Genomic DNA, 22,878 nt, shown 5'->3' with positions numbered 1-22,878 from the left:
TGTATGCGCGCCTCGAGCCCTCGACAAGCCCATGGCAGCCCGCGCCAGCCAGCGACCCAGACGGCAATCTGGTGGATCGCCCCGCAGGCGGTCATCGCCAGAGCCAGGCGAGCATTTCGGGCAAGCGCTGGTTCCAGTAAATCTCGTCGTGCTCGGCGCCAGGGTAGGTTCGCGCTGTAAAATCGCGGCCTTCGATCCAGCCAAGGTCGGTCAGATCCTGCGCGATCGCGTCCTGCCACGGGCCGTAATAGGCATCCAGCGTCGCGGTGCCATGGTCAAGCCAGATCCGGCGCCCCTGCGGCTGGCCGAGATCGCGGGCGAGCCAGGTTCGCCACGTGGCGAGGATCTCGGTGCGATGCTTCTCGGCGAGATCCGGATCGGCGACCGGCCAGTGAGCGCTCACGCAGCCGGCGCGTCCGAATATGTCGGGCCGGGCGACGATCGCGTAGCAGGCCATCACGCCGCCCATGCTGGAGCCGATGATGGTGGTGTCGCGGGCAGCCGTACGGGTGCGAAAGGCGGCATCGACGCGCGGCTTGAGGACGTCGGCAACCCACTCCAGTTCCTGGGCCGAGGCTACCGGGCCGCCTGCCATGCGCGCGACATCGGCAGCCACCTCGCCAGCTGCCCCGGCGGCGGCCGGTTGCGGCAAATAGTGCCGGTAGCGGTCGAGGCCCACCGGCGACCATATGCCGACGACGATGTGCGGTTTGGCCCTACCCTTCGCCACCATGTCGGTGAGCACACGGTCGACCATCCAGGCCTTGCCGTATTGCGTCTTGGCGGGGTCGAACAGGTTCTGCCCGTCCCACATGTAGAGCACGGGGTAAGGGCCGCCGCTGGCGTCGTAACCCGGGGGAAGCCAGACCGTCACGTGGTGCTCGGGCAGGCCCGGCGCTTGGAGCTGCTCCCACTCGACCGTGCGCGCGGGAGCAGCGGGCGCGGGCGGCAGGGTCGCACAGCCGCACGTGGCAAGGAGCAGGGCCAGCGCGATCAGGCGCACGATCATTTGCCGGGCTTCAGCTCGACCGCGTAGCCGCCGGCCGGGGCCATCCAGGTCGTAAGCACATCACCCTTGCGCATCGTGCGCGTCTCGATCGCGATGCGGTGCTTGAGGTCCTGCGCACCCAGCCCATCGGCGCCATCGCCATCGCGGTAGATCGTGGCGGTGTACGGGCGGCCGGGTTCGAGGAAGGAGAGCGTCACACTCGAAGTCCGCGCGGTCGCGTCGTTGATCCCGCCGACATACCAATTGGCTGAGTTCCGGTCCTTTCGCGCGAAGATCGCATACTCTCCCACGGTTCCGTCGACCAGGTGACTCTCCGCCCAGTCGGCGGGCACGCGGCTGATGAAATCGAGTTCCCGCGGGTACAGCGCCAGCTTCTCCGGGAAGTCGGCGACCATCTGGATCGGCGAATAGATCGCCAGGTACAAGCCAAGCTGCTTACCGAGCGTGGAGGCAAGCTCATTGCCGTTCGATCCTTCGAGGCTCAACACGCCAGGTGTGTAGTCCATCGGCCCCGACAGCAGGCGGGTGTAGACCAGCGTCGGCTCATGGCTCGGCCCGTTGCCGAACTTTGCCCACGCGTTGTATTCCATTCCGCGCGCGCCTTCGCGATCGATCCAGTTGGGATATGTGCGCCGGAGCCCGGTGTCCTTGACCGGTTCGTGCGCGTTGATTGCGATGTGGTATTTCGCCGCGGTCTCCACCACCTTCAGGTGATGCTGGACGCTGCGCTGGCCGTCGTGCCATTCCATGCGCATGGAGCCGGGCGTGTCGCCGGGCGCGATGATGCCGCCCGCGTCGGCAACGTAGCCGGTCTTGACCGAGTTCATCCCTAGCGACTGGTAAAGCCGGAAGGCGTCTTCCAGCTGCGCTTCGTAATTGGCGATGTTGCCGCCGGTCTCGTTGTGACCGATCAGCTGGATGTTCTTCTTCTTGGCGTACCCGGCCACCGCGGCGAGGTCGAAATCGGGGGTCGCCTCGGTGAAACTGAAGTCCTGTCCGTGGCCGAACCAGTTGCCGTTCCAGCCCTTGTCCCAGCCTTCGATCAGCACTCCGCCGAAGCCGTGCCTGGCGGCGAAGTCGATCGTCTCCCGGGCGCGCGCGGTGGTGGCGCCGTGCTCGGGCCCTTCGGCCCAGCTCCACTTGCCGGAGATCATGCCCCACCAGATGCCGACGTACTTGATCGGCTTGAACCAAGACACATCGCCCAGTTTATTGGGCTCGTTCAGGTTGAGCTCGAGATCGCTTTCGACGAGCCCGGCTGCATTGTCGGAGATGCGGATAGTGCGCCAGGGGGTGTTGAAAGGCAGCTTGCGGCTGACGCGCGGCCCTTCGGCGGCGGGGGAAAGCGTGGTGCGGAACAGGCCGCCGCTCGCGCGCTTGAGCCAGTAGCCGGAGTAATCGACCAGAGCCGCCTCGTGAAAGGAGAGGTGCGTCCCGTCGTCGAGCCTCATGGTGATCGGCGTATGCGCTGTCGAAACCGCGTCGATCGGCGTCTTCTGGTAGACCTGCTCGTAGCGGTTCCACTCGCCCGCCGGAATCCACCAGGCGGTGCCGCGCGGGACGAGGTCGAACTCGGTCAACTCGTCAGCGATGTTCATCGTCGACAGGCTGGCTTGCTGGGGGATTTCGTAGCGGAAGCCGATCCCGTCGTCGAACAGGCGGAAGGTGACGTCCATCAGGTGCCCGCCCCAGTCCGCCGATTGACGGAAATGAACCGTCACGGCGTTGTGACGGTCGCGCACGAAGCGGCGCTCGCCCCAGGGCTGCTCCCAGCGGCTGTCGGCCGCGGCCGTTTCAGAGCCGGCGATCGCGAACCCGCGCTGGAACGGCATTGCATCAGCCAGCAGGAAGCCGAGTTTCGAAGGGGCGATCAGCAGCCTGCCCTTGCGGCTGAGCGACCAGGTCGGCCGCCCATCGTTGTCGGTCGAGACGCTGAGCGCGATGCTTCCGTCGGGCGAGGTGGCGGCGACAACCGCAGGGGTGGTCTGCGCCATCGCCGGCACGGCAAGAATCGCGGCGGCGGCGGCGACAGCGGCGAACAGCTTCACGTGGCAATCTCCAGCACGAGCGCGCCGAACGGCGGCAGGCGTTTGGCAGTGGCGCCATTCACCGCGGCGAGCACGCGACCGTCGTTGCCTCCATCGAGCACAATCGTCCCGGCGCCTAAGTTGAACAGGCAGCGCACGGTTTCACCATCGGCGACGCGTTCGAGCGTGAGACCGTCGCCTTCCGCCGTGCATAGAGAGACCGTGCCGTGGTGCAGCGCCGGGTGTGCTTTGCGCAGGCGAAGCACCTTGCGGGTGTGCGAAAGCAGTGAATTCTGGTCGGCGTTCTGCCGATCGACCGCGCGCGCCGCGTTCTCTGCACCGAGAGGGAGCCACGGCTCGGTTGAGCCGAAGCCGAAATCGGCCGCGTCCGCGGTCCACGGCATGGGGGTGCGCGCGCCGTCGCGGCTCAAAGTAAGCGGCCAGTTGGCGATCGCCTCGGGATCATGGAGCTGTTCGAACGGGATGTCGACTTGGGTGAGGCCGAGCTCCTCGCCTTGGTAGATGATGACATTGCCGCGCAGGCACATCAGCAGCAGCATCTTCATCCGCGCGGCACGCTCGCGCTGCTCGGCACTCCACCAGCGGCTGAGCGCGCGCGGGGCATCGTGGTTCTCGAACGCCCAGCTCGGCCAGCCCATGCCCGGCGCATCGGGCCACTCGGCGAGTGCTGCGCAGACTAGGCCAGGGGTGAGGCGCTCGGCGTAGAGGAAGTTGAAACTGTACGCCGAATTGAGGCGAGCTTGGCCTTGCGTAAATGCCTTCATTTCGGCCTCGGCCTCTTCACCGCCGACTTCGGCTACGGTGAAGATCGCGTCGTATTCGTTGGTCAGCGCGCGAATGCGCTCGACGAACTGCGGTATGTCAGGGTGTGACTGGTTGTGGATTCGGCGCTGGAAATCGAACGGTCGCGTGCGCCGGCGGTCGGTGGGCGGGGCGGGTGGATTGTCGCGCAGTTGTGGGTCGTGCATCGCAAAGTTGAGCGCGTCGATCCGGAACCCATCAACTCCGCGATCGAGCCAGAAACGGGCCACTTTCAGCACCGCGTCCTGCACGGCGGCGTTGTGCACGTTGAGTTGCGGTTGGCTCCCGAGGAAGTTGTGCAGGTAATATTGTCCGCGCCGGGCGTCCCACGTCCACGCGGGACCCCCGAACACGGATTGCCAATTGGACGGCGGCGACCCGTCGGGCTTGGCTTCCGCCCAGACATACCAGTCGTTCTTCGGATTGGTTCTGTCCGAGCGGCTCTCTGCAAACCACGGATGTTCGTCCGAGGTGTGCGAATAAACCTGGTCGATGAGGACCTTCAGCCCGAGCGCATGCGCCCGCGCGACCAGTGCATCGAAGTCGGCCAGCGTGCCGAAGATCGGATCGACATCGCAATAATCCGCCACGTCGTAGCCGAAGTCCCGCATCGGGCTGGTGAAGAAGGGGCTGAGCCAGATCGCATCGACCCCGAGAGATGCCACGTGATCGAGGCGGCTGGTGATGCCCGGCAGATCGCCGACGCCGTCGCCGTTCGAATCCATGAAGCTGCGCGGATAGATCTGGTAGACCGCCGCGCCTCGCCACCACCGTCCCGGATCGGTTGTTGCCGCCGCGTTCACGAGGGTCTGCTCGTTCACTGCGCGGCTTCCTCCAGGCGGCATACGGCGTAGCCGAAAGCCGGCAGGGCGACTGCAACACTGCCGGGTGCCCTTACCGAGGCCGGGCACTCGCCCGCCAGAGCCGTAAGGCCGCGCGTGGTGTAATCGATCGCCACGTTGGCCCGGTGCGGGTCGGCGGCGGTGTTGAATACGAGAAGGATGCTTTGACCGCTGGCTGAATCGGTGCGGGTCACCGCGAAGATTCCGGGCCCCTGCTCGTAGTGGCGGATGATCTGAAGGCCGCTGGTCAGTGCCGGGTTCTCCCGGCGGACGCGCGCCAGCTCGGCGATGAGGAGGAACAAGGGATTGGCCTGACCGAAGCTGGGCCCTCCAGCAGGCTTGCTTGTCCCGATCAGTGCGTTGTCGTTGTAGGAAGCGACCTGCGACGGGAACATGTCCTCGCGCGCTGCCTGGTCGCCGCCGTCGCCAACAAAGCCCTGCTCGTCCCCATAATAGATTACCGGCGCACCGCGTAGCGTCAGCAGCATCGCATGGCCGAGCATCACCCGCTGCAGCAGTTCGTCCTGCGCGATGTCGGGCTTGTCAGCCTTGAGCAGGGTGGACAAACGCCCCATGTCGTGGTTGCCGAGGAATGTCGGCAGGTTCAACGCGGCCGGCTCGCCGCCTTCGTACAGGACATCGCCAGCGAACAGTTCGGCGAGCACATTGGTGCCCTTGCCACGCCCGAGCACATCGCGCATCGCCGCCTGGAACGCGAAATCTAAAACCGCCGGCAATCCATCGCGCCGGGTGTACTGTGCGATGTAACCGTTGTCAGGCACGTCGCGGTAAATCTCGCCGAACAGCGTGAAGTTGGAAATGCCCCGCTTGTTCGCACGATCGAGGATCGCGGGGACGAAGGCTTGCCAAAAGCCGGGATCGACATGGCGCGCGGTATCGATACGGAAGCCGTCGATCCCGTACTCGTCGATCCAGCGACCGTAGATGTCGATCATGCCCTGCCGCACCCGGGGATGTTCGGTGAACAGATCGTCGAGACCGGCGAAATCGCCGAACCGGCTGCTCTCGCCGGTGAACGTGCTGTCCCCGCGGTTGTGATAGTACGCGGGGTCGTTGAGCCAGGCGGGAACCTTGGCGGTCCGTTCCGCGCGCGGGATCACCGGGGTGTAGGCGTAGGCAGGATCCACGAGACGGGCGAAGTTGGACGGCCTCGAATCCTCGTCGCCGAGGAACCCGGGGTTGATCGGCCTGCCCGAGACGCCGCCCGAACGCGAATAGGGGTAATCGCCCTTCGAGCGATACTTGTAGCCGTTGGCGTCGCCCTCCGCGTACTTAATGACGTCCGCGGTGTGATTGGTGATGATGTCCATGTAGACCTTCATCCCCCGCGCGTGCGCGGCATCCACGAAGGTCTTGAACTCGGCCGCGGTGCCGAAATGCGGATCGGGCCGGGTAAAGTCGGTCACCCAGTAGCCGTGATATCCCGCGCTCTCATCATCCTTCGGGCCCTGAACCGGCTTGTTCTTGAAGATCGGCGCGAACCAGATGGCGGTCACGCCCAAGTCCTGCAGATAATCGAGCTTGCCGGTCAGGCCCTTCAGATCGCCGCCGTGATAGAAGCCGGTGGCGGTTGGATCGTAACCGGTGGCGAGGCGATCGCCCTTGAGGTGCCCCCGGTCGTTGGTCGGATCGCCGTTGGCGAACCGGTCGGGCAGCACGAAGTAGATTACCTCGTCCGATGGCGCGCGCTCACGGTAGTTCCCGGTGTCGGAGGCTGGCGCGGGCGCTTTCTGGGCGTTGGCGACGGTGGGGACGGAGAGCGCGAACAGCGCTGCGGACAGGATCGTCTTCATCATGAGAGTTCCGCCGACGCGCCCGCCAGCCGCGCGATCGCCTGGCGATGGGCGGGCAACGCGCTCGCCTTGGTGCGGCAGGCCTTGGCCAAGCTATGCAAAAAGGGACCGATGTCCTCGGCGGGTACGTTGTCGGCCAGCGGGGACCAGGTACGCGGCATTATGCCCTGGCCCAGCATTACCTGCGCCCAGCTATCGTCGAGGAACAGCTCGTCTTCCTCGCGCACGAACAGGCCGGCCTCTTCGAACAGGGCGATCTTTTCCTTTAACGTGTCGGGCACGTCCATCCGGCGGCAGTGGTCCCAGAACGGCTCTCCTTCGCGCCCGTTGGCCACATAGTGCAGCACGATGAAGTCGCGGATCCGCCGCCATTCGCTGTTCGATAGGCGGTTGAACGTGGCGCGGGCGTGGGAAAGCTCGCCCGGGCCGCGCGGCAACAGGCTGAGCAGTCGCGACAGTCCCGACTGGACGAGATGTATGCTCGTCGATTCAAGCGGCTCCATGAACCCCGCCGCAAGACCCAGAGCGATGCAATTGTGCGACCAAAACTCCCGCCGGTGACCTGAGGTAAAGCGGAGTGGCCGGGGGTCAGCCAGCGGTGCGGTTTCAAGCGAATCGAGCAGCAGCTCGCGCGCCCGCTCGACGTCCATGAACTGCGAGCAAAAGACGTGCCCATTGCCGGTGCGGTGCTGCAGCGGGATGCGCCACTGCCAACCGGCGGGCCGGGCCATCGACTGGGTATACGGCCGGATCGCCTCGGCCGGCGCGCTCGGGACCGCGAGCGCGGTGTCGCACGGAAGCCACTGCGTCCAGTCGACATAAGGGACACCGAGCGAATCGCCGAGCAGCAGGCTGCGAAAGCCCGTGCAGTCGATGAACAGCTTGCCGGGGACGCGCCGCTCGCCGTTGAGAACAAGGGCGCGGATGTCGCCGCTTGTCGGATCGCGCTCTACAGCCTCGATCTTGCCTTCGACCCGACGCACCCCGCGCTCTTCGGCGTAGCGACGCAGAAGGGGCGCGAATTGAGCAGCGTCAAAATGGTATGCGTACGAGAGTTCGGCGCCGGGCTCGTTAAGAGCGAACGTCCCCGCGTGCGCGGCGGCGGCATTGAGGCTGTAGTCGCCATAATCGCCGGATACGCCCAGCGAGCGGCCGCGGAGCCAGAGCTGGCGAAAGGGGATCAGTCCAGCTCCCCGTCCGACCGTTCCGAAGCTGTGGATGTAAGTGTCGCCCGGCTTGGTCCAGCCGGCGAATTCGATGCCCAGCTTGAAGCTGGCGTCCGTCTTGCGGACGAACTCGGCCTGATCGAGCCCGAGCGAGATGAGCAGGTTGTGGATCTGCGGAATCGTCGCCTCGCCGACTCCGACGATGCCGATCTCGTCCGATTCGACGAGGGTGATCGTCGCGTGGTTACCAAGGAAGCGGGATAGCACCGCCGCGGCCATCCAGCCGGCCGTCCCTCCACCGGCGATCACGATGTCGAGCGGGCCGGATCGGATAGGATCGAAAGTGTTCACGCGACCTCGGGTCATGGCGGTGCGGGCCCGGCCGGTCAAACCAGCCGCGCCCGCTTCAGCCGCATCAGAACTTGTAGGTGAACCCGGCGACGAACCGGCGACCGTAAGCCTGGTACTTGAGCCAGGCACCGGGGAAGGCGCCACCGTTAACGTCGGCCACGGTGGCCGAGCGTTCGTCAGTCAGGTTCTGACCCTGGATGTAGAGCGAAAGCCCCTGCAGCGCGCTGCCGTCCTGGAAGTCGTAGCCGATCTGGGCGTCGTAGATGGTCTCTGCGAGCACCTGCTGGCGATCGAGCCCGCCACTGAACAGCGCGAAATCGCCCAGGAAGCCCGAACGGTAACGCATGCTGCCGCGCAAGTTGAACCCGTACTTCTCGTAGAACGCGGTCAGGCTGGCGACGTACTTCGAATAGCCCGGAATGGCGGTCGAATCGCCCTTGTAGTCAGTCGCCTTGGTCCAGGTGATGCCAAGGCCGCCCGTCAGGCCGAAGCCGTCGAGCGAGGGGCTGATGACCTCGAACGGCAGGGTCCCGGCAAATTCGGTGCCCATGATGTAGCCGCCCTTGGTGTTCACCGGCCCGTTGAACACGCCGATCGGCGTGGCGGGCACCTGGCCCGGCGGCACGGGGTAGGGAGAGTAATCGTAGGCGAAATCGATGCCGCTCGGGTCGATATACTTGTCCAGGTGCTTCCAGAAGAGCTGCACGGCGACGTAGCCGGTGCCACCAAAGTATTTCTCGACGTTCAGGTCGAGCGCCTTGGCCTTGTAGGGCCGCAGCAGCGGATTGCCGCCGCTGCCGATATAGGTCTTGAGCTGCTGGTCATATCCGAACGAGACGATGTTGTTCATCTGGTTCATGCGTGGGCGCATCATCTGTTCGGACGCGGCGAAGCGGATGACCATGTCGAACGGGGTGCGCAGCGCGAGGTTCACGCTGGGCAGGATCATCCAGTACCCATCCTTGACCGTCGGGTTGACTGCACCTTGAGACGTCAAGCTGGTGTGCACCGCCTGGACGCCGAAGTTGCCGGTCAGAACGTTCTCGCCGAGCTGGGCGTCGATCTTGCCCATGACGTACGGGGTCCAGACGTTCTCCGTAATATCGAACGCTTGCGAGGCGCCATACGGGTTGGCGACGAAGTTAAGCACGCCGTTCTCGACAAGCGTGCGCGGGTCGTAGGCCAGGATCGGGCCCAGACCGCGGTCGAGATTGATCGGCGTGAGAAGCAGTTCGGAGGGGATCACCGCGCCATCTGCCCCGCCCGGCGGGATCAGGAATGCCTCGTCCTGCGTCAGCGACTTCGTGCGATAGGTGTGGTCGACACCGACGGTGACCGACTTGAGGAACCCGCCAATGTCCTGTTCCACTTCGGCGCGGATCGCCTTCAGATCGTCGGTGCTGCGGCGGACCTTGTCGTACCCGGCCTGGTTGGTGGCACCCGACCAGCCTTCGACGTCGGTCAGCACCAGCGCCGAACTGGCGCCGTCGTAGTTGCTGACGAATTCCGGCCCGTGGTTGGTAAGCGAGTAGGAAACGGTGGCCGTCGGGGGGTAGATGAACTTGCCGTCAGCCCCGTTGCGGCCGCGCCGCAGACCGGCAGTCGTTTCCAGCCGGTCGTCGGTGCGCTTGGTGCGCGACCAGTTGACGTCGAGCATGGCGCGCAGACCGGTGTCGTTGTCCCAGGCGATATTGCCGCCGAACGAGTAGCTGTCCGCCACCCGGTCGCTGGCGTAGTTCTCGATTACCGGGGTGCCCTGGATCGTCGCGGAAGTGACGAGGCCGCGCTCATCCGCCGTATAGCTGACAATGCGATCGGCGCCGCAATACCCGCCGCAGTTGAACGGCATCTCGAAACCGCGCTGGTCGATCCGGTCGACGAAATGCGAGTAGAACCCGTCGAGGGTCACGATAAGTGCATCGGATGCCCTGAGCTGGACCGTGCCGTTCAGGCCGAGGCGCTTCAGGCTGTCCGATTCCGACCAGGTCTTGATACCATTCATGCCGTAGACGTCGGGGCCGTAACCACCGTAGCCCCAGGCATTCCAATCGCGCGTCTGGTAAGGTTCGTCGGAATAGGCTGCCGCGAGTGCGACCCCGATCGTGTCGTTGACGAACTGGTCGACGAACGTGCCATAGACCCGGTAGCCCTTGTCGGTCGAATCCGGCTGCAGCTTCTGATCGACATATGTCCCGCGCGCACCGACGGCGAAGACGCGCTTGCCGTAATCGAGCGGGCGAATGGTCCGCAGGTTGATGCTGCCGACCAAGCCCCCCGCCGTGTGGTTCGCTTGCGACGATTTATACACATCGACCCCGGCGAGAATTTCGGACGGGAACTGGTCGAATTCGACGGCGCGGCTGTCGTTGGTGGTCGTCTGCTCGCGGCCGTTGAGCGTGGTGGTCGAGAAGTCGGGGCCGAAACCGCGGATCGAGATGATATTGGCGCGTCCGGCGTTGCGCTGCGCGGAAATGCCGGGAAGCCGGGCAATCGATTCCCCGATGCCGTTGTCGGGAAGCTTGCCGATATCTTCCGACGACACCGATTCTACAACCGCGTCCGCTTTCTTCTTCGTGCTCACGGCGCTCGCCAGGGAGGCGCGGAAGCCGGTGACGACGATCGCCCCGTCATCGGTCTCGCTTGCGTTGGCGTCGGCCGCGGTAGTGTCGGCCGAGTCCTGCGCCAACGCGATCTGCGGCGTCAGCGACAATGCCAATGCCGTGCCGCTGATGCCGGCAGCAAGAAGTTTGCGGTAAGCCACAGATTATTCTCCCAGTCCCCAGCCGTGCCCGACGGCTCGTTTTTCTCATTTACGCGCGCAAAGGCTGTGCCCTTTCGCGAACTTGGCGCCCGCAATACGGGTGGCAGGGGGCCGGGCGAAACCCGGCATACGTATGTTGTTGCAGCGCAGCATACTCTGGTGTGGCCCGGTTGCATCAAAGGCCCCCGGGCCCGCCCGCTCGCCCAGGCGTTTGCCAACCCGGATGCGTGCGCCTAGGCTTGGCAAAGGAGGGCAAATGGGTCGTACGCCGACCGGGAAACCGACGAGCTTCGACATCGCCTTTATGGCGGGCGTCTCGCAGCCAACGGTCAGCCGTGCGCTGCGCGGAGACCGTTCGGTCAGCGCCGCCACGCGCGCCCGCATCGAGCAGATTGCCCGGGACCTCAACTACACTGTCGACAAGAACGCCAGTTCGCTGCGCTCGCAGAGGGCAAATACCATCGCATTGCTCCTGTTCGAGGATCCCACCCCCGACGAGAGCATGATCAACCCGTTCTTCCTTGCGATGCTCGGGTCGATCACGCGGGCCTGCGCCAATCGCGGACTTGACTTGCTGGTTTCGTTCCAGCGGATGGAGGACAATTGGCATGTCCGGTATCAGGACAGCCATCGTGCCGACGGGCTGATCCTGCTCGGCTACGGCGACTACACCCTGTACGAACAGCGGCTCGAGCAGCTGCACCGGCAGAACACGCATTTCGCCCGCTGGGGTTCGGTCTCGAGCGATCTCACCGGCACGACCGTGGGGTCCGACAACGTCGGCGCCGGCCGCCTCGCAGGCGAGCACCTGCTCGCCAACGGGCGTCGGCGGATTGCATTCCTCGGCCATGCCGACGGGCACTACCCCGAATTCGCGGACCGCTATGCTGGGCTGTGCGCGGCGCTCACCGATGCCGGAATTGCTTCGGAAGCGGCACTTCAGCACGATGCCATCACGACCGAGGAAGCCGGTTTCGAGGCAGCCCGGCGACTGCTGGCGTGCGGAGCGGAGTTCGACGCCATTTTCGCCGCGAGCGACCTGATCGCGATCGGCGCGATGCGGGCTCTGGCGACGGCTGGACGGACCGTACCGGACGATGTCGCGGTGGTGGGCTTTGATGACATTCCTGCGGCCAGCCTCGCGAACCCGCCCCTCACCACGGTCATGCAGGACGTGCGCGGCGCGGGCGAGCGGCTTCTCGACACCCTCCTCGCGCAAGTGGAAGGCCACCGCCGGCCGCCGGCCACCCTTCCGACCCAGCTGGTCATTCGAAACAGCAGCGGCGGCTGATCACATTCGTATGCGTGTTGTGTTCAGCCCCCTATTCTGCGAGCCGTGAGCCCGTCCAGGCGCCGTGAGTGCGCCGGGCTGCATGGGATAAGGATCGCTGAATGGACAAGCCGCGCCTCGGGTTTGCGCACCTGTGCAACATCAGCTTCGGCTTTTTCGGCATCCAGATCGGCTTCGCGCTACAGAATTCGAACATGAGCCGGGTGTTCCAGACGCTCGGCTCCTCGATAGACGACTTGCCCGCACTGTGGGTCGCCGCGCCGCTGACGGGGCTGATCGTCCAGCCCATTATCGGCCACCTTTCGGACCGCACCTGGAACCGGCTGGGCCGGCGGCGTCCGTATTTTCTCACCGGCGCGGTGCTCTCCGCGATGGCGCTTTTCCTGATGCCGCTGGCGCCTTCCGTGGCTGCGCCGTTGATTTTCGCTGCGACCCTGCTGTGGCTGCTGGATGCCTCGCTGAACATCTCGATGGAACCCTTCCGGGCGTTTGTGGGTGACATGCTGGGCACTGATCAGCATGCCGCCGGATACGCGGTACAGACCGCCTTCATTGGCGCGGGCGCGGTGGTGGGTTCCATCTTCCCGTTCGTGCTGGAACACCTAGGCGTCGCCAATGTCGCGCCCACGGGATCACTGCCTGCAACGGTGCGCTGGAGCTTCTGGGTTGGGGGGGTAGCACTGCTCGCGGCAGTGCTGTGGACCGTTCTCACCACAAAGGAATACAGCCCCGAGGAATTGGCAGCTTTCGACGGTGAGGCGAGGCCAGACACGGTCCAGCCGCTGCGCGCGCTCGCCGCCAAGGGCTACGCGAGCAGCTTCCTGTGGGTCGTCGCCGGGCTCGCGGTTGCCCTTTCGGTCGATGCGCTCGGCCTGCAGAAAGAGATCTATTTGCTCGGGGGTCTTCTCGCGCTCTACGGGCTTCTCAGCGCAGTCGCGATCTCGATGGCCAAGCAGGGGCGCGCGGCGAACATGCTGTCGAGTATCGTCGGCGACTTTTCCGGGATGCCGCCGGTGATGAAGCGGCTCGCAGTCGTCCAGTTCTTCAGCTGGAGCGCATTGTTCATCATGTGGATCAACACCACGCCGGTGGTGACGCAATACGTCTTCGGCAGCACCGACCCTTCGAGCGCCGCCTACAACGCGGGTGCCAACTGGGTGAATGTGCTGTTCACGGTCTACAACGGCGTTGCCGCGGTTGCCGCGCTTGCGCTGCTGCCTTGGATGAGCCGCCGGTTCGGGCCGGTAACCACTCACTCGGCCTGTCTGGTGCTCGGCGCTGCGGGCTACGCCATCTTCTTCTTCGTGCGCGACGCCCAGGCGCTGCTGGTGGCCGAAATCGGCATCGGCATCGCCTGGGCAAGCATCCTGGCGATGCCGTATGCGATCCTCGCTTCAAGCCTGCCGCAAGCCAAGCTCGGCATCTACATGGGGCTTTTCAACGTCTTCATCGTGATCCCGCAGCTCCTCGTGGCGACGGTGATGGGGTCGATCATGCTCGCATTCTTCCCGGGAGAGCCGGTGTGGACGATGCTGTTCGCTGCCGCTTCCTGGCTGGTCGCTGCGACGGCCATGCTGCGGGTGCGCGCCGCGCTCCCGGGGGGAGCGGCTTGTGTTTAAGGCGCTCGTATTCGCCGCGTTGCTGGGTTGCGCGACGAGCGCCTCGGCCATGCCCGGCGATCCTTGGCGGCCGGTCGACAAGGTCACACTGAGCCACCCCGAATGGTCCCGGCAGGCCGTGCTCTACCAGATCAACACCCGCCAGTTCACGCCCGAAGGGACATTCCGGGCGGCGCAGGCACAGTTGCCGCGGCTGAAGGCACTGGGAGTCGACATCCTGTGGCTCATGCCGATCCATCCGATCGGCATGGAGAACCGCAAGGGAGCTCTCGGCAGTCCATACTCGGTGCAGGACTATTACGCGGTCAATCCCGAGTTCGGCACCGAGGCCGATTTGCACGCCTTCATCGATGCGGCGCATGCGCAAGGCTTGCACGTCATCCTCGATCTCGTGGCCAATCACACCGCGTGGGACAATCGCCTCGCGAAGGATCATCCCGATTGGTACGAAAAGACGTGGGACGGCAACTTCCGCCCCACCCCGTGGTGGGACTGGTCCGACATCATCGACCTCGATTGGTCGAAGCCCGGCGTACGCGCGCATGTAGGCGGCGCGATGGAGCACTGGGTGCGCGACTTTCAGGTCGATGGCTTCAGAGCGGATGTCGCCGGCTATATCCCACTCGATTTCTGGGAGACGATGCGCACCCGGCTCGAGAAAATTCGCCCAGTGTTCATGCTCGGGGAAGTGCAGCAAACCGCCTTCCATTTCGCCGCCTTCGACGCAACGTACGCCTGGGACTGGCACAACACTTCGGTCAAGGTGGCCAAGGGCCAGGGCGATGCGACGAGCTTCTATGGATACTACGCCGAGAACGAGAGCCTTTGGCCGCGGCAGTCCATGCGCATGACCTACATCGAGAACCACGACAGCAACGCGTGGGAAGGCACCACCGCAGAGAATTACGCCGCGGCGCTGCCGGCGATGACTGCACTGGCCTTCACTGGCCAGGGCATCCCGCTGGTCTACAACGGGATGGAGGCGTGCAATGAACGGCGGCTCGCCTTCTTCGAGAAAGACCCCATCGACTGGAGCAAGACGAAAAGCTGCGCGTACGGAACGCTTCTCGAGCGCCTGATCGCCTTCCGTAAAGCCAACCCCGCGCTCGACAATGGACAGTGGGGCGCAGTCATGCAGAAGGTTGAAACAGATAAGCCTCAGCAGGTCCTGGCCTGGGTACGGCAGCGCGGGAAAGACAAGGTGCTGGCGCTGTTCAACCTGTCGGACACCTCGGTGACCGCGCGCTTCGCCGATGCCTTGCCGGCGTCCCGTTACAGGGACTTCGCGAGCGGTGAACCAGTGACGATTGCCGCAGGCGACACAGTCACGCTGCCTGCTTGGGGGTTCCGGCTGCTTTCGGGACGCTGAAACCACAGATCGGTCGACGCCATGGGGGCCTCACCTTCTGAAGTCAGCATTTTTGACCCATTTTCGGTCGGGGCCTCAGGCAAAGAAAGGCCCCTAGGCCCTCAGATCGAAAAGAACGCAGCGAATGCCAGCGATCAAACTGGCGATTTTCCATCTGAAAACAGGGGGTTTGTCGACCGCCAGCGAACCGCGGCGGAAGAACCAATGGTGCCCGGAAGAGGACTCGCCATAGCAATCCAACTATCTGAATTTACTAAGACATCTTACGCCTGCTTTTACTGAAGCCCCGATAGTGGCCCCATGGCCCTGTAGGCGAATAGGGTGTGAGTCCCGGACCGTTGAATTGGTCTGCCGAATCGCTCCTCCGATGACTGCTTCGCATCCGATCTCGGCCATTGGAGTGAATGCGATTTTTGCCCGAAAGCCGTCGTCCGTCCAGACTAGCGCAGATGGCAAACCGCCTGAACCCGCGGCCGCCCTCGAAAACTCAGAAATCGTCCCGAGTTTCCAACCTCCTACCGCCTTCAGCCCTTGCGCCTAGTTCAGCCATCGACCACGACCTTTCGAGTCATGTATTATGCCAATCTTTACCGACCGCTCATCTGCCCCACGATAAATCGGCCGGCATGACAACCTCTCCCCTGGTCCTGATCGCTGACGACGAGCCGCTGCTGACCGAGCTGCTCGAGTTCAGACTCGGCGCGCGGGGCTACCAGACGGTCGTCGCGCACGATGGCCGCGAAGCGCTCGCCAAGCTGGAGGAGTTTCATCCACAGGCTGTGGTCCTGGACATGATGATGCCGGTCCACGACGGGCTCGAAGTGCTCCGCCGGATGCGTGCTAGCGCGGACCATGCGGCAACCCCGGTCATAATGCTTACCGCCCGGCGCGGCGAGGCCGACGTGATCGGCGCGCTCGAACTGGGGGCCGACGACTACCTGGTAAAGCCGTTCCTGCCCGAGGAGCTGCTCGTCCGGCTTGCCCGCCTGCTCGCCGGAAAGAGAAAGTGATGGGCCGTTTTCACATGCTCGCCCTGGCTTTGGCGGGCGCAATCGCGCTGGCGGCAGCGCCCGGCGCGGCGCAAGAGCGGAACGCATACGAGGCCGGCGTCGCCGCGCGGCAGGCGGGCCATCCCGCCGAGGCCCGCCGGCTGCTCGGCCAATGGCTCGCGGCGCATCCCGATGACCTCGATGCTCACCTGCAGCTCGCCTACGTCGATCTCGCGCTCGGCAATCTCGAAGCCGCGGAGGCCGGTTTCGCGGCGGTGCTTGCCGAGGCACCGGATTATCGCGATGCGCGCGATGGCCTCGGCCTGGTCGCAGCGCGCCGGCAGGGATCTGTGGCGCAAGGGCGCGGGTTTGTCGCGCTCGACAGCGGACTGAGCGACCTATCCGCCGGGGTGCGCGACTGGAGCGAAGTCGCGCTGGATATCGAGATACCAGCCGGCGAACGGATAACCGTGGGCGCACACGCCGGGCACTACCGCCGGTTCGGGCTAACAGACGTCGAGTTGGGCGGCCGCATCGGCCTGCACCCCAGCGATAACCTGTGGCTCCGCGCGCATCTGGGCGGTACGCCCAAGGCCGATTTTCGTCCCGAGATCGAGGTCGGCGGCGGGTTCGACCTGCGACTGGCGAGCGCGCGTGAGACGGTGTTGACCTTTGATGCCGCTTATCAACGGTTCCCCTTGCAGGACGTGGTCACGGTAAACCCCGGCCTCGCCCGATACCTGCCCGGCGGAAGGGCCTGGATCACGTTACGCGGCATCGGCACGATTGCCGATGGCGGCCCGTTGCAGGTGGGCGGACTGCTGCGCGGCGACTACGTGCCGGCCGACCGCTGGCGGCTTTTCGTCGGCGCCGCCAATGGGCCGGACACCGACTTGGGGATCGTCACCCGCGTAACGAGCCTGTTTGGGGGGCTCGAAGCGCCGCTCGGCAAACCGTTTGCGCTCACCGGCTCGCTGAGCCGCGAATGGCGCGATGCCGGGATTGACCGAACCGAGATGCGGCTGGGACTGAAGGCGCGCTTTTGATCACTACGCTTCAGGCGCTGTGGGAGTTTTCGCTGTTTCTGTGCGCGCTGGCGCTGGTGGCGGTCGGCGGCCTGCTGCTGGCGCGCGGAGTAGGAGGACGCCGCGCCGGGCGGCGCGAGGCGATGCGGCGCATGCTGTTGCCCGCCATGCTGCGCGGTGACACGGTCGGCATCGGCGGCACACGCCTCTCGCGCGAAGTGGCCGCAGGGCTGACGGTCGAGTTGGCGGAACTCGTCCGGGGGTCCGATCGCGACTCGCTCATTGCGGCGGCAAGGGCGGCGGGCGCTGCCGACCAGTTCGTTCGCCGCCTGCGCGCGCGAGCGCCCCAGGAGAGGCTGCTCGCTGCTGAGGCGCTGGCCCTGTTTCCCGAACACGCCGAAGCCGTGGCCAAAGTCGCGCTTGGCGATCGCAATCCCGATGTGCGGCTGGGGGCGGCGCTTGCGCTCGCGCACGAGGGACGTGCGCCGCCTGTTGGCGAACTGGTCCGCCGTCTGGGCATCGGCACGACGGAGCATTCGCTACTCGCGGTTTCGCTGATGCGCGACTTGGCGCGCACCGATCCGCACGCGGTCGAGGCGCTGCTCTACGACCTCGAGTTGCCAGACGCGGTCAAGCTGGCGGCGACAGATGCGCTGGCTGAAAGCGGCGCGGTCGATCACGCGCTGCTGGTCGCGTGGATGTCCGAGGCGGCGGACGAGGAAAGCGAACTGCGCCCGCGCATCTTTCGCGCGCTGGGACGGATCGGCCACCCCGCAGGACACGGCGCGATTCTTGCCGGCCTCGATAGCCCGGACTGGCGTGTGCGCGCTTCCGCCGCGGAAGCCGCCGCCCGTTCGGCGCTGAAGGCCGCGGTGCCCCAACTCGCCGTGCTGCTCGACGACGACGAGTGGTGGGTACGCCTGCGCGCGGGCGAGGCGCTCGCCCGGCTTGGTTCGACAGGACGGCTCGCTCTGCACCACGCGGCCTTGGGAGACGCGCCCGTTGCGCGCAGTGCGGCGAAGGCGACGCTCGCCGAACGGAGCATCGCATGATCGCCGCGCCAGCCTGGGCCGCGCCGTGGATGGTCGGCACCGCGGAGGTGATCGCGCTCATCGTCATCGTTACCGGGTTGCTCCAGGTCGGCTTCTATATCGTACAGCTGGCTTTCGCAGCCGCGGCGCTATTGAGCCGCCCGCCGGTGCCGCGCGGCGCGACCCTCTGGCGCCGCTATTCCGATCAGGCCCCGCCGATCTCCGTGCTCGCGCCCGCGTTCAACGAAGGGCTAACGGTGGTCGAGAGCGTCCGCTCGCTGCTGGCGCTGCAATATCCCAATTTCGAGGTCTTGCTGATCAACGACGGATCGAAGGACGATACGCTGGCACGGGTTATCGCGGCGTTCGACCTGCGGCCGGTGCAGCGCTACGTGGACGACCGGATGCAAAACGCACCTATCCGGGGCTTCTACGCCAGCCCGGCGCTACCCCGCCTGCTGGTTATCGACAAGGAGAACGGCGGCAAGGCCGACGCGCTGAACGCTGGTATCAACACTTGCCGCACGGAGCTGTTCTGCGCCATCGACGCGGATTCGATCCTGGAGCCCGACGCCCTGCTGCGAGTAGTTCGTCCGTTCATCGACGAGCCCGAGCTGACGATCGCGGCCGGCGGGACCATCCGCATTGCGAACGGCTGCAAGATCGATTCCGGGCAGGTCGTCAACGTCCGCCTGCCGCGCAGCTTCCTGGCGCTCGTGCAGATCATGGAATACCTGCGAGCGTTCCTGATGGCGCGGCTCGCGCTCGGCCAGATGCAGGTGCTGACCGTTATCTCGGGAGCGTTCGGGCTGTTCCGGCGCCAGTACGTGGTCGACGTGGGCGGATACAGCCACGCGACGGTGGGCGAGGACATGGAGCTGGTGCTCAAGCTGCACCGCTACATGCGTGACCGCGGCCAGCCGTACCGCATTGAGTTCATCGCGGAGCCCGTGTGCTGGACAGAGTGTCCGGAGGACGCCGCGGTCCTCGGACGGCAACGCAGCCGCTGGCAACGTGGCGCGCTCGAGTGTTTCGCCAAGCACAAGGCGATGTGCTTCAATCCGCGCTACGGCCGGATCGGCTTCCTCGGCTTCGGCCAGATCCTGCTGGTGGATGTCCTGGGGCCGTTGGTCGAGGTGCTCGGCTATGTGTTGGTGCCGCTGCTGTATGGGCTCGGGCTGCTGGCCCTGCCGTGGCTGCTCGCCTTCCTGGCGGTGACCTTCACCTTCGGGGTGTTCGTCAGCATCGCGACCTTAGTGCTCGAGGAAATCCAGTTGCGGCGGTTCCCGCACGCGCGCGCCATCGCGGTGCTGGCGGGGATCGCGGTGATCGAGAACTTCGGCTATCGTCAGCTGTCCAACATCTGGCGCTTGCAGGGCTGGTGGCAGTTCCTGCGCAAGCAGCAGAGCTGGGGCACGATGACCCGCAAGGGCTTCGGCGGCGCGAGCGCCGGTTAAAGTGCTCCGAGGAGGTCGATCAGGCGCGCGGCGGCCGGCTGCGGATCGCTGCCGCTGTCGGCCACCTCTTCCAGCGCCAGTGCGGCTGCGCCGATTTCGGGCTGGCCAAACATCCCGGCAATGCCGGCCAGCTTGTGGGCGCGCTCGGCCAAATCCTGCCGGTTACCCGTCGCCACTGCGCCGGCGATTGCCTGGCGGTGCTCGCCGGCCTGCTCTACGAACCGCCGCTCGAGCTCGGCGAGCTTGGCCTTGAGCGCCTCGCTCACAGCATTGTGCGGACCTGCGCCGCGAGCGTGATTGGATCGAACGGCTTGGCGATCACGCCGACCGCGTCGAGCGTGATGAAGTTCTGGATCTCGCTGCGCTGGGCGCGAGCGGTGACGAAGGCGACGCGGATCGCGGCGGTCGCCGGATCCTGCCGCAGACGCGTGAGCACCGCCGGGCCGTCCATCTCTGGCATCATGACGTCGAGCAGGACCAGGTCGGGTTGCCACTCCGCCGCCTGCGCGAGGGCCTCGGCGCCGCTCGCCGCGACCCGCACGTCGAACTCGGGATCGAGCGACAGCGCCATTTCGGCAATTTCGCGGATGTCCGGCTCGTCGTCGACGTAAAGGACGCGGATCATGCAGCCTCCCGTGCGGCGCGGCCCACCAGGGCCATCATCGTCTCAACAAGGGTGGAGAACGAGGTGCGGCCCTTGACCAGCACGGCGTCGACTTCGGCTGCCTGTGGCGCATCGTCCAGCGCGGTGAACACCACGATCGGCAGACCGGGCGCGGCGGAGCGCAAGTCGGGCACCAGGTCGAGCCCGCTTAGGGGCGGCACGACCACATCGACGATGACGCCCGCGAACGTCTTGGCGGCGATCGCTCGCTTGGCCTCTGAGACGGAGGATACCGAGACCACCGAGGCTCGGCCGGCGAACGCGCTCGCGATTACCGACAGGCAATCGTGATCGTCGTCGAGATGGAGCAGCACCGGAAGTTGGGAGTCCTGGTCGGGGCCGGATGCGACATCGAGGCAGTCGGCCATCGGCAACTCGACGGAGAAAGTCGTCCCCCCGCCCTCCCGGTCGATGAAGCTGATCGATCCATCGTGCCGCTCGGCGATCTCGCGCGAGATGGCGAGACCCAGACCGGTCCCGCCGCGCCCGCGGCTGTCCGAGCTATCGGCCATCGCGAACTTGCGGAAAATCCGGTGGCGGAAGTCGGCCGGAACGCCCGCGCCGCGGTCGCTCACGTCGATCCGCGCGGTGCCGCCGGCCGCTTCGACCCGCACGTCCACCGTTCCGCCTTCGGGCGAATGCTTGATGGCGTTCGAGAGGAGATTGGTGAGCAGTTGCTCAAGCCGGTCCGGATCGCCCAGCACTGCGATCGGCCATGGCGGCATGTGCGTATGCATCCTGACCGCGTGCGCATCGCCAAACGCCGCATTGGCCCCCACCGTCCGCTCGACGAGCGGACCAAGGGACATCCGCCTTCGGTCGAACTGCATCTTGCCCGATTCGATCTTCTCGATGTCGAGGATGTCGTTGATGAGGCGCACGAGGCGTTCGCAGTTGCTGTGCGCGATCGACACCAAGCGCGCTGCCTTGTCCCCCAGCGGGCCCGCGGCGCCGGCCGCCAGCAGGCCCAGCGATCCGCCGATGGACGTCAGCGGCGTGCGCAGTTCATGGCTGACGGTCGAGACGAACTCGGTCTTCATCTGCTCGATCCGCTTGCGCTCTGTCACGTCGCGCACCACCGCGACGTAACATGGTCGGCCATCATCGTCGAAGCGGGCAACCGATACATCCGTCGCAAGAGTGGTGCCATCGGCGCGGCGGCCAATGAAATCCTGGCGCCCGCCGAACCCGACGCCGGTCGAATCCAGGGATCGCAGCCATGCGTTGCTGTCCTCGAGCGTGGGGGGATTGGCCATCAGCGCCGTATTATGCATCCCGACCAGATCATCGCTGCGGTAGCCAAACAGGCGACTCACGCTTGGGTTGGCTTCGCGTATGGTCCCCATTTCGTCGAGCACCATCATGCCGTCGACCGCGCTGTTTAGGATCGCGCGATGACGGTCGCTCAACCCCTTCACTCGGAGGATGGCTACCTGTCGGTGCCGCAAGGTGCGCCATATGACGTAAGTTAGCGCCGTCAGGATAAGCGCAAGCGCTCCCAGCGTGAGATTGATAGTCCGCTCCAGGATCATCCGGTTGTGGTCGCGGGCGCTTGTCAGTTGCGCCAGATGTGCCTCCTCCCGAGAACCGAGGGTCGCGATCGTCGTCCGCAAGGCATCCATCAGCCGCTTGCCTTCGCCTGCCGCAATCATTCCGCGTGCGCCTGCCAGATCGCCGTTCTCGACCAGGGCAACAGTCTTGTCGGCAAAGGCGATCTTGGCGCGCGACAGATCGTGCAGTCGCCGCAGATCAAGCGCCAAAGCAGGGGCCCTCTCGCTTAGCGAAGGGCTGCTTGCCAACAGCAGCCGGGCTCGTGCGCGCCCGTCGTCATAGGGCTGGAGAAAGGCGCGGTCGCCCGTAAGGACGAAACCGCGCTGGCCGCTTTCGATGTCCTGGTGCTGGGACAGCACCTCCACCAGGTAGCGGCGCGCCGCGGCCGATTGCTCCACCGAAGCCCTCAGGGACCGGGTCTGCTGGAACTCTTGTTGGACCAGCACAAACATTCCGACGAGCGCGAGGGGCACGGCCAGGAAAACTAGGGTCACCAGCGCGCGCTGGAGTTTTTTCAAATCTCGCATAAGGCCCATTAATAGCAGAAGAAACTTACCGCGATACCAAGCGGGCCCGCGCATCATTCCTGACTAGCACGACCAGCACAGAGGGCTGCTGCAGCGATCCTGCCGCATCGCCATTTAGGTTCTCACCCTCCAAAGCCTGCTCGACAGCACCAACGCATCCGAGGGCAATAATGCGTCTCAGTTCGCAAGCGCCGTGGCTGCATCGGCTGAATGGAAAACAGGGCGGACTATCCGCAAACGGCGCAACCTCTAACTTCCGAACCCGGCCCAGAAGCTGCCAGTCAGCTATGCGCCCTCTTATCGGACATACCATGCCAGCTTCAATTTGCCCGAAAGCAGACCAAGCATCGGTTAGTCCTGCCTTGCCCCGACATGTTCAAACAGAAGAGACACCGCCTCAAAGGCGTGATCGAGCGCGCGCAACCAGACGTTCCGCGTTTTCATCCATCGAGACAGGGAGAATTGGCGAGGACCCAGCTTCTTCAATCAATGAACCCAAGGTGTTCCCACGCCGTCAAAGTGGACGCCGCCTCTAAAAGCGACCGCCTGCCACTCTCTTGATC

16 protein-coding genes are annotated in these 22,878 nt (G+C 65.3%); 7 read left to right on the top strand and 9 right to left on the bottom strand.

Annotation, left to right across the window (positions count from 1 at the left end; all coding sequences use genetic code 11):
* Positions 1 to 91: 91 nt before the first annotated feature.
* The 6 genes from IEW58_RS00345 to IEW58_RS00320 all read right to left on the bottom strand — a co-directional run bounded on the left by IEW58_RS00345 (position 92) and on the right by IEW58_RS00320 (position 10,792).
* The gene (locus IEW58_RS00345; protein ID WP_188643310.1) at positions 92 to 1,009 is read right to left on the bottom strand and encodes an alpha/beta hydrolase; all 918 of its coding nucleotides are present in this window, start codon (positions 1,007 to 1,009) and stop codon (positions 92 to 94) included.
* Positions 1,006 to 3,003, bottom strand: coding sequence for a glycoside hydrolase family 97 protein (locus tag IEW58_RS00340; RefSeq protein ID WP_188645589.1), 1,998 nt, complete (start codon positions 3,001 to 3,003; stop codon positions 1,006 to 1,008). Before IEW58_RS00340 ends, IEW58_RS00345 begins: the two co-directional genes overlap by 4 nt.
* 50 nt (positions 3,004 to 3,053) lie before the next feature.
* Positions 3,054 to 4,703: an alpha-amylase family glycosyl hydrolase gene (locus IEW58_RS00335; RefSeq protein ID WP_188643309.1), complete on the bottom strand. Its 1,650-nt coding sequence runs from the start codon at positions 4,701 to 4,703 to the stop codon at positions 3,054 to 3,056.
* The gene (locus IEW58_RS00330; protein ID WP_188643308.1) at positions 4,676 to 6,517 is read right to left on the bottom strand and encodes an alpha-amylase family glycosyl hydrolase; all 1,842 of its coding nucleotides are present in this window, start codon (positions 6,515 to 6,517) and stop codon (positions 4,676 to 4,678) included. Before IEW58_RS00330 ends, IEW58_RS00335 begins: the two co-directional genes overlap by 28 nt.
* Complete coding sequence (locus tag IEW58_RS00325; RefSeq protein WP_268237089.1) at positions 6,514 to 8,031, bottom strand: tryptophan halogenase family protein; 1,518 nt, start codon at positions 8,029 to 8,031, stop codon at positions 6,514 to 6,516. The genes IEW58_RS00330 and IEW58_RS00325 overlap by 4 nt, the downstream gene beginning before the upstream one ends.
* 64 nt (positions 8,032 to 8,095) lie before the next feature.
* Positions 8,096 to 10,792: a TonB-dependent receptor gene (locus tag IEW58_RS00320; protein ID WP_188643306.1), complete on the bottom strand. Its 2,697-nt coding sequence runs from the start codon at positions 10,790 to 10,792 to the stop codon at positions 8,096 to 8,098.
* A 256-nt stretch (positions 10,793 to 11,048) separates the two neighbouring features.
* Between IEW58_RS00320 and IEW58_RS00315 the strand changes: the two genes are divergently transcribed.
* The 7 genes from IEW58_RS00315 (at position 11,049) to IEW58_RS00285 (ending at position 19,573) form a co-directional block, all read left to right on the top strand.
* A complete protein-coding gene (locus IEW58_RS00315) occupies positions 11,049 to 12,083 on the top strand; it encodes a LacI family DNA-binding transcriptional regulator (RefSeq protein ID WP_188643305.1) in 1,035 nt (344 codons plus the stop codon).
* Between the two features lie 101 nt (positions 12,084 to 12,184).
* Complete coding sequence (locus IEW58_RS00310) at positions 12,185 to 13,702, top strand: MFS transporter (protein WP_188643304.1); 1,518 nt, start codon at positions 12,185 to 12,187, stop codon at positions 13,700 to 13,702.
* Positions 13,695 to 15,071 carry an alpha-amylase family glycosyl hydrolase gene (locus IEW58_RS00305; RefSeq protein ID WP_229658346.1) on the top strand — a complete coding sequence of 459 codons (1,377 nt, stop codon included), beginning with the start codon at positions 13,695 to 13,697 and terminating at the stop codon, positions 15,069 to 15,071. Before IEW58_RS00310 ends, IEW58_RS00305 begins: the two co-directional genes overlap by 8 nt.
* Positions 15,072 to 15,697: 626 nt before the next feature.
* Positions 15,698 to 16,081 carry a response regulator gene (locus IEW58_RS00300; RefSeq protein ID WP_188643303.1) on the top strand — a complete coding sequence of 128 codons (384 nt, stop codon included), beginning with the start codon at positions 15,698 to 15,700 and terminating at the stop codon, positions 16,079 to 16,081.
* The gene (locus IEW58_RS00295) at positions 16,081 to 17,106 is read left to right on the top strand and encodes a YaiO family outer membrane beta-barrel protein (protein WP_188643302.1); all 1,026 of its coding nucleotides are present in this window, start codon (positions 16,081 to 16,083) and stop codon (positions 17,104 to 17,106) included. Before IEW58_RS00300 ends, IEW58_RS00295 begins: the two co-directional genes overlap by 1 nt.
* Positions 17,103 to 18,137 carry a HEAT repeat domain-containing protein gene (locus tag IEW58_RS00290; RefSeq protein WP_188643301.1) on the top strand — a complete coding sequence of 345 codons (1,035 nt, stop codon included), beginning with the start codon at positions 17,103 to 17,105 and terminating at the stop codon, positions 18,135 to 18,137. The genes IEW58_RS00295 and IEW58_RS00290 overlap by 4 nt, the downstream gene beginning before the upstream one ends.
* A complete protein-coding gene (locus tag IEW58_RS00285) occupies positions 18,134 to 19,573 on the top strand; it encodes a glycosyltransferase family 2 protein (RefSeq protein ID WP_229658345.1) in 1,440 nt (479 codons plus the stop codon). The genes IEW58_RS00290 and IEW58_RS00285 overlap by 4 nt, the downstream gene beginning before the upstream one ends.
* On the opposite strand, the gene IEW58_RS00280 is transcribed toward IEW58_RS00285, so the two are convergent.
* From IEW58_RS00280 to IEW58_RS00270, 3 genes are read right to left on the bottom strand one after another with little or no spacing between them, the layout of a single operon-like run.
* The gene (locus tag IEW58_RS00280; protein ID WP_188643300.1) at positions 19,570 to 19,839 is read right to left on the bottom strand and encodes an Hpt domain-containing protein; all 270 of its coding nucleotides are present in this window, start codon (positions 19,837 to 19,839) and stop codon (positions 19,570 to 19,572) included. The genes IEW58_RS00285 and IEW58_RS00280 overlap by 4 nt on opposite strands.
* Entirely contained in the window at positions 19,836 to 20,198 is a 363-nt protein-coding gene (locus IEW58_RS00275; RefSeq protein ID WP_188643299.1) for a response regulator, read from the bottom strand. Before IEW58_RS00275 ends, IEW58_RS00280 begins: the two co-directional genes overlap by 4 nt.
* A complete protein-coding gene (locus tag IEW58_RS00270; protein WP_188643298.1) occupies positions 20,195 to 22,282 on the bottom strand; it encodes an ATP-binding protein in 2,088 nt (695 codons plus the stop codon). The genes IEW58_RS00275 and IEW58_RS00270 overlap by 4 nt, the downstream gene beginning before the upstream one ends.
* Positions 22,283 to 22,878: the final 596 nt, after the last annotated feature.

Origin of the sequence: Tsuneonella deserti (genome assembly GCF_014644315.1) — a bacterium.
Classification (GTDB): domain Bacteria; phylum Pseudomonadota; class Alphaproteobacteria; order Sphingomonadales; family Sphingomonadaceae; genus Tsuneonella; species Tsuneonella deserti.
Note: the sequence above shows the minus strand (reverse complement) of the source record. Positions and strands in the feature narration are given on the sequence as shown.

Excerpts from the sequence above, each read along its gene's own strand:
- IEW58_RS00345 (WP_188643310.1), bottom strand. The coding sequence starts at position 1,009 with ATGATCGTGCGCCTGATCGCGCTGGCCCTGCTCCTTGCCACGTGCGGC.
- IEW58_RS00340 (WP_188645589.1), bottom strand. The coding sequence starts at position 3,003 with ATGGCGCAGACCACCCCTGCGGTTGTCGCCGCCACCTCGCCCGACGGA.
- IEW58_RS00335 (WP_188643309.1), bottom strand. The coding sequence starts at position 4,703 with ATGCCGCCTGGAGGAAGCCGCGCAGTGAACGAGCAGACCCTCGTGAAC.
- IEW58_RS00330 (WP_188643308.1), bottom strand. The coding sequence starts at position 6,517 with ATGATGAAGACGATCCTGTCCGCAGCGCTGTTCGCGCTCTCCGTCCCC.
- IEW58_RS00315 (WP_188643305.1), top strand. The coding sequence starts at position 11,049 with ATGGGTCGTACGCCGACCGGGAAACCGACGAGCTTCGACATCGCCTTT.
- IEW58_RS00310 (WP_188643304.1), top strand. The coding sequence starts at position 12,185 with ATGGACAAGCCGCGCCTCGGGTTTGCGCACCTGTGCAACATCAGCTTC.
- IEW58_RS00300 (WP_188643303.1), top strand. The coding sequence starts at position 15,698 with ATGACAACCTCTCCCCTGGTCCTGATCGCTGACGACGAGCCGCTGCTG.
- IEW58_RS00295 (WP_188643302.1), top strand. The coding sequence starts at position 16,081 with ATGGGCCGTTTTCACATGCTCGCCCTGGCTTTGGCGGGCGCAATCGCG.
- IEW58_RS00285 (WP_229658345.1), top strand. The coding sequence starts at position 18,134 with ATGATCGCCGCGCCAGCCTGGGCCGCGCCGTGGATGGTCGGCACCGCG.
- IEW58_RS00275 (WP_188643299.1), bottom strand. The coding sequence starts at position 20,198 with ATGATCCGCGTCCTTTACGTCGACGACGAGCCGGACATCCGCGAAATT.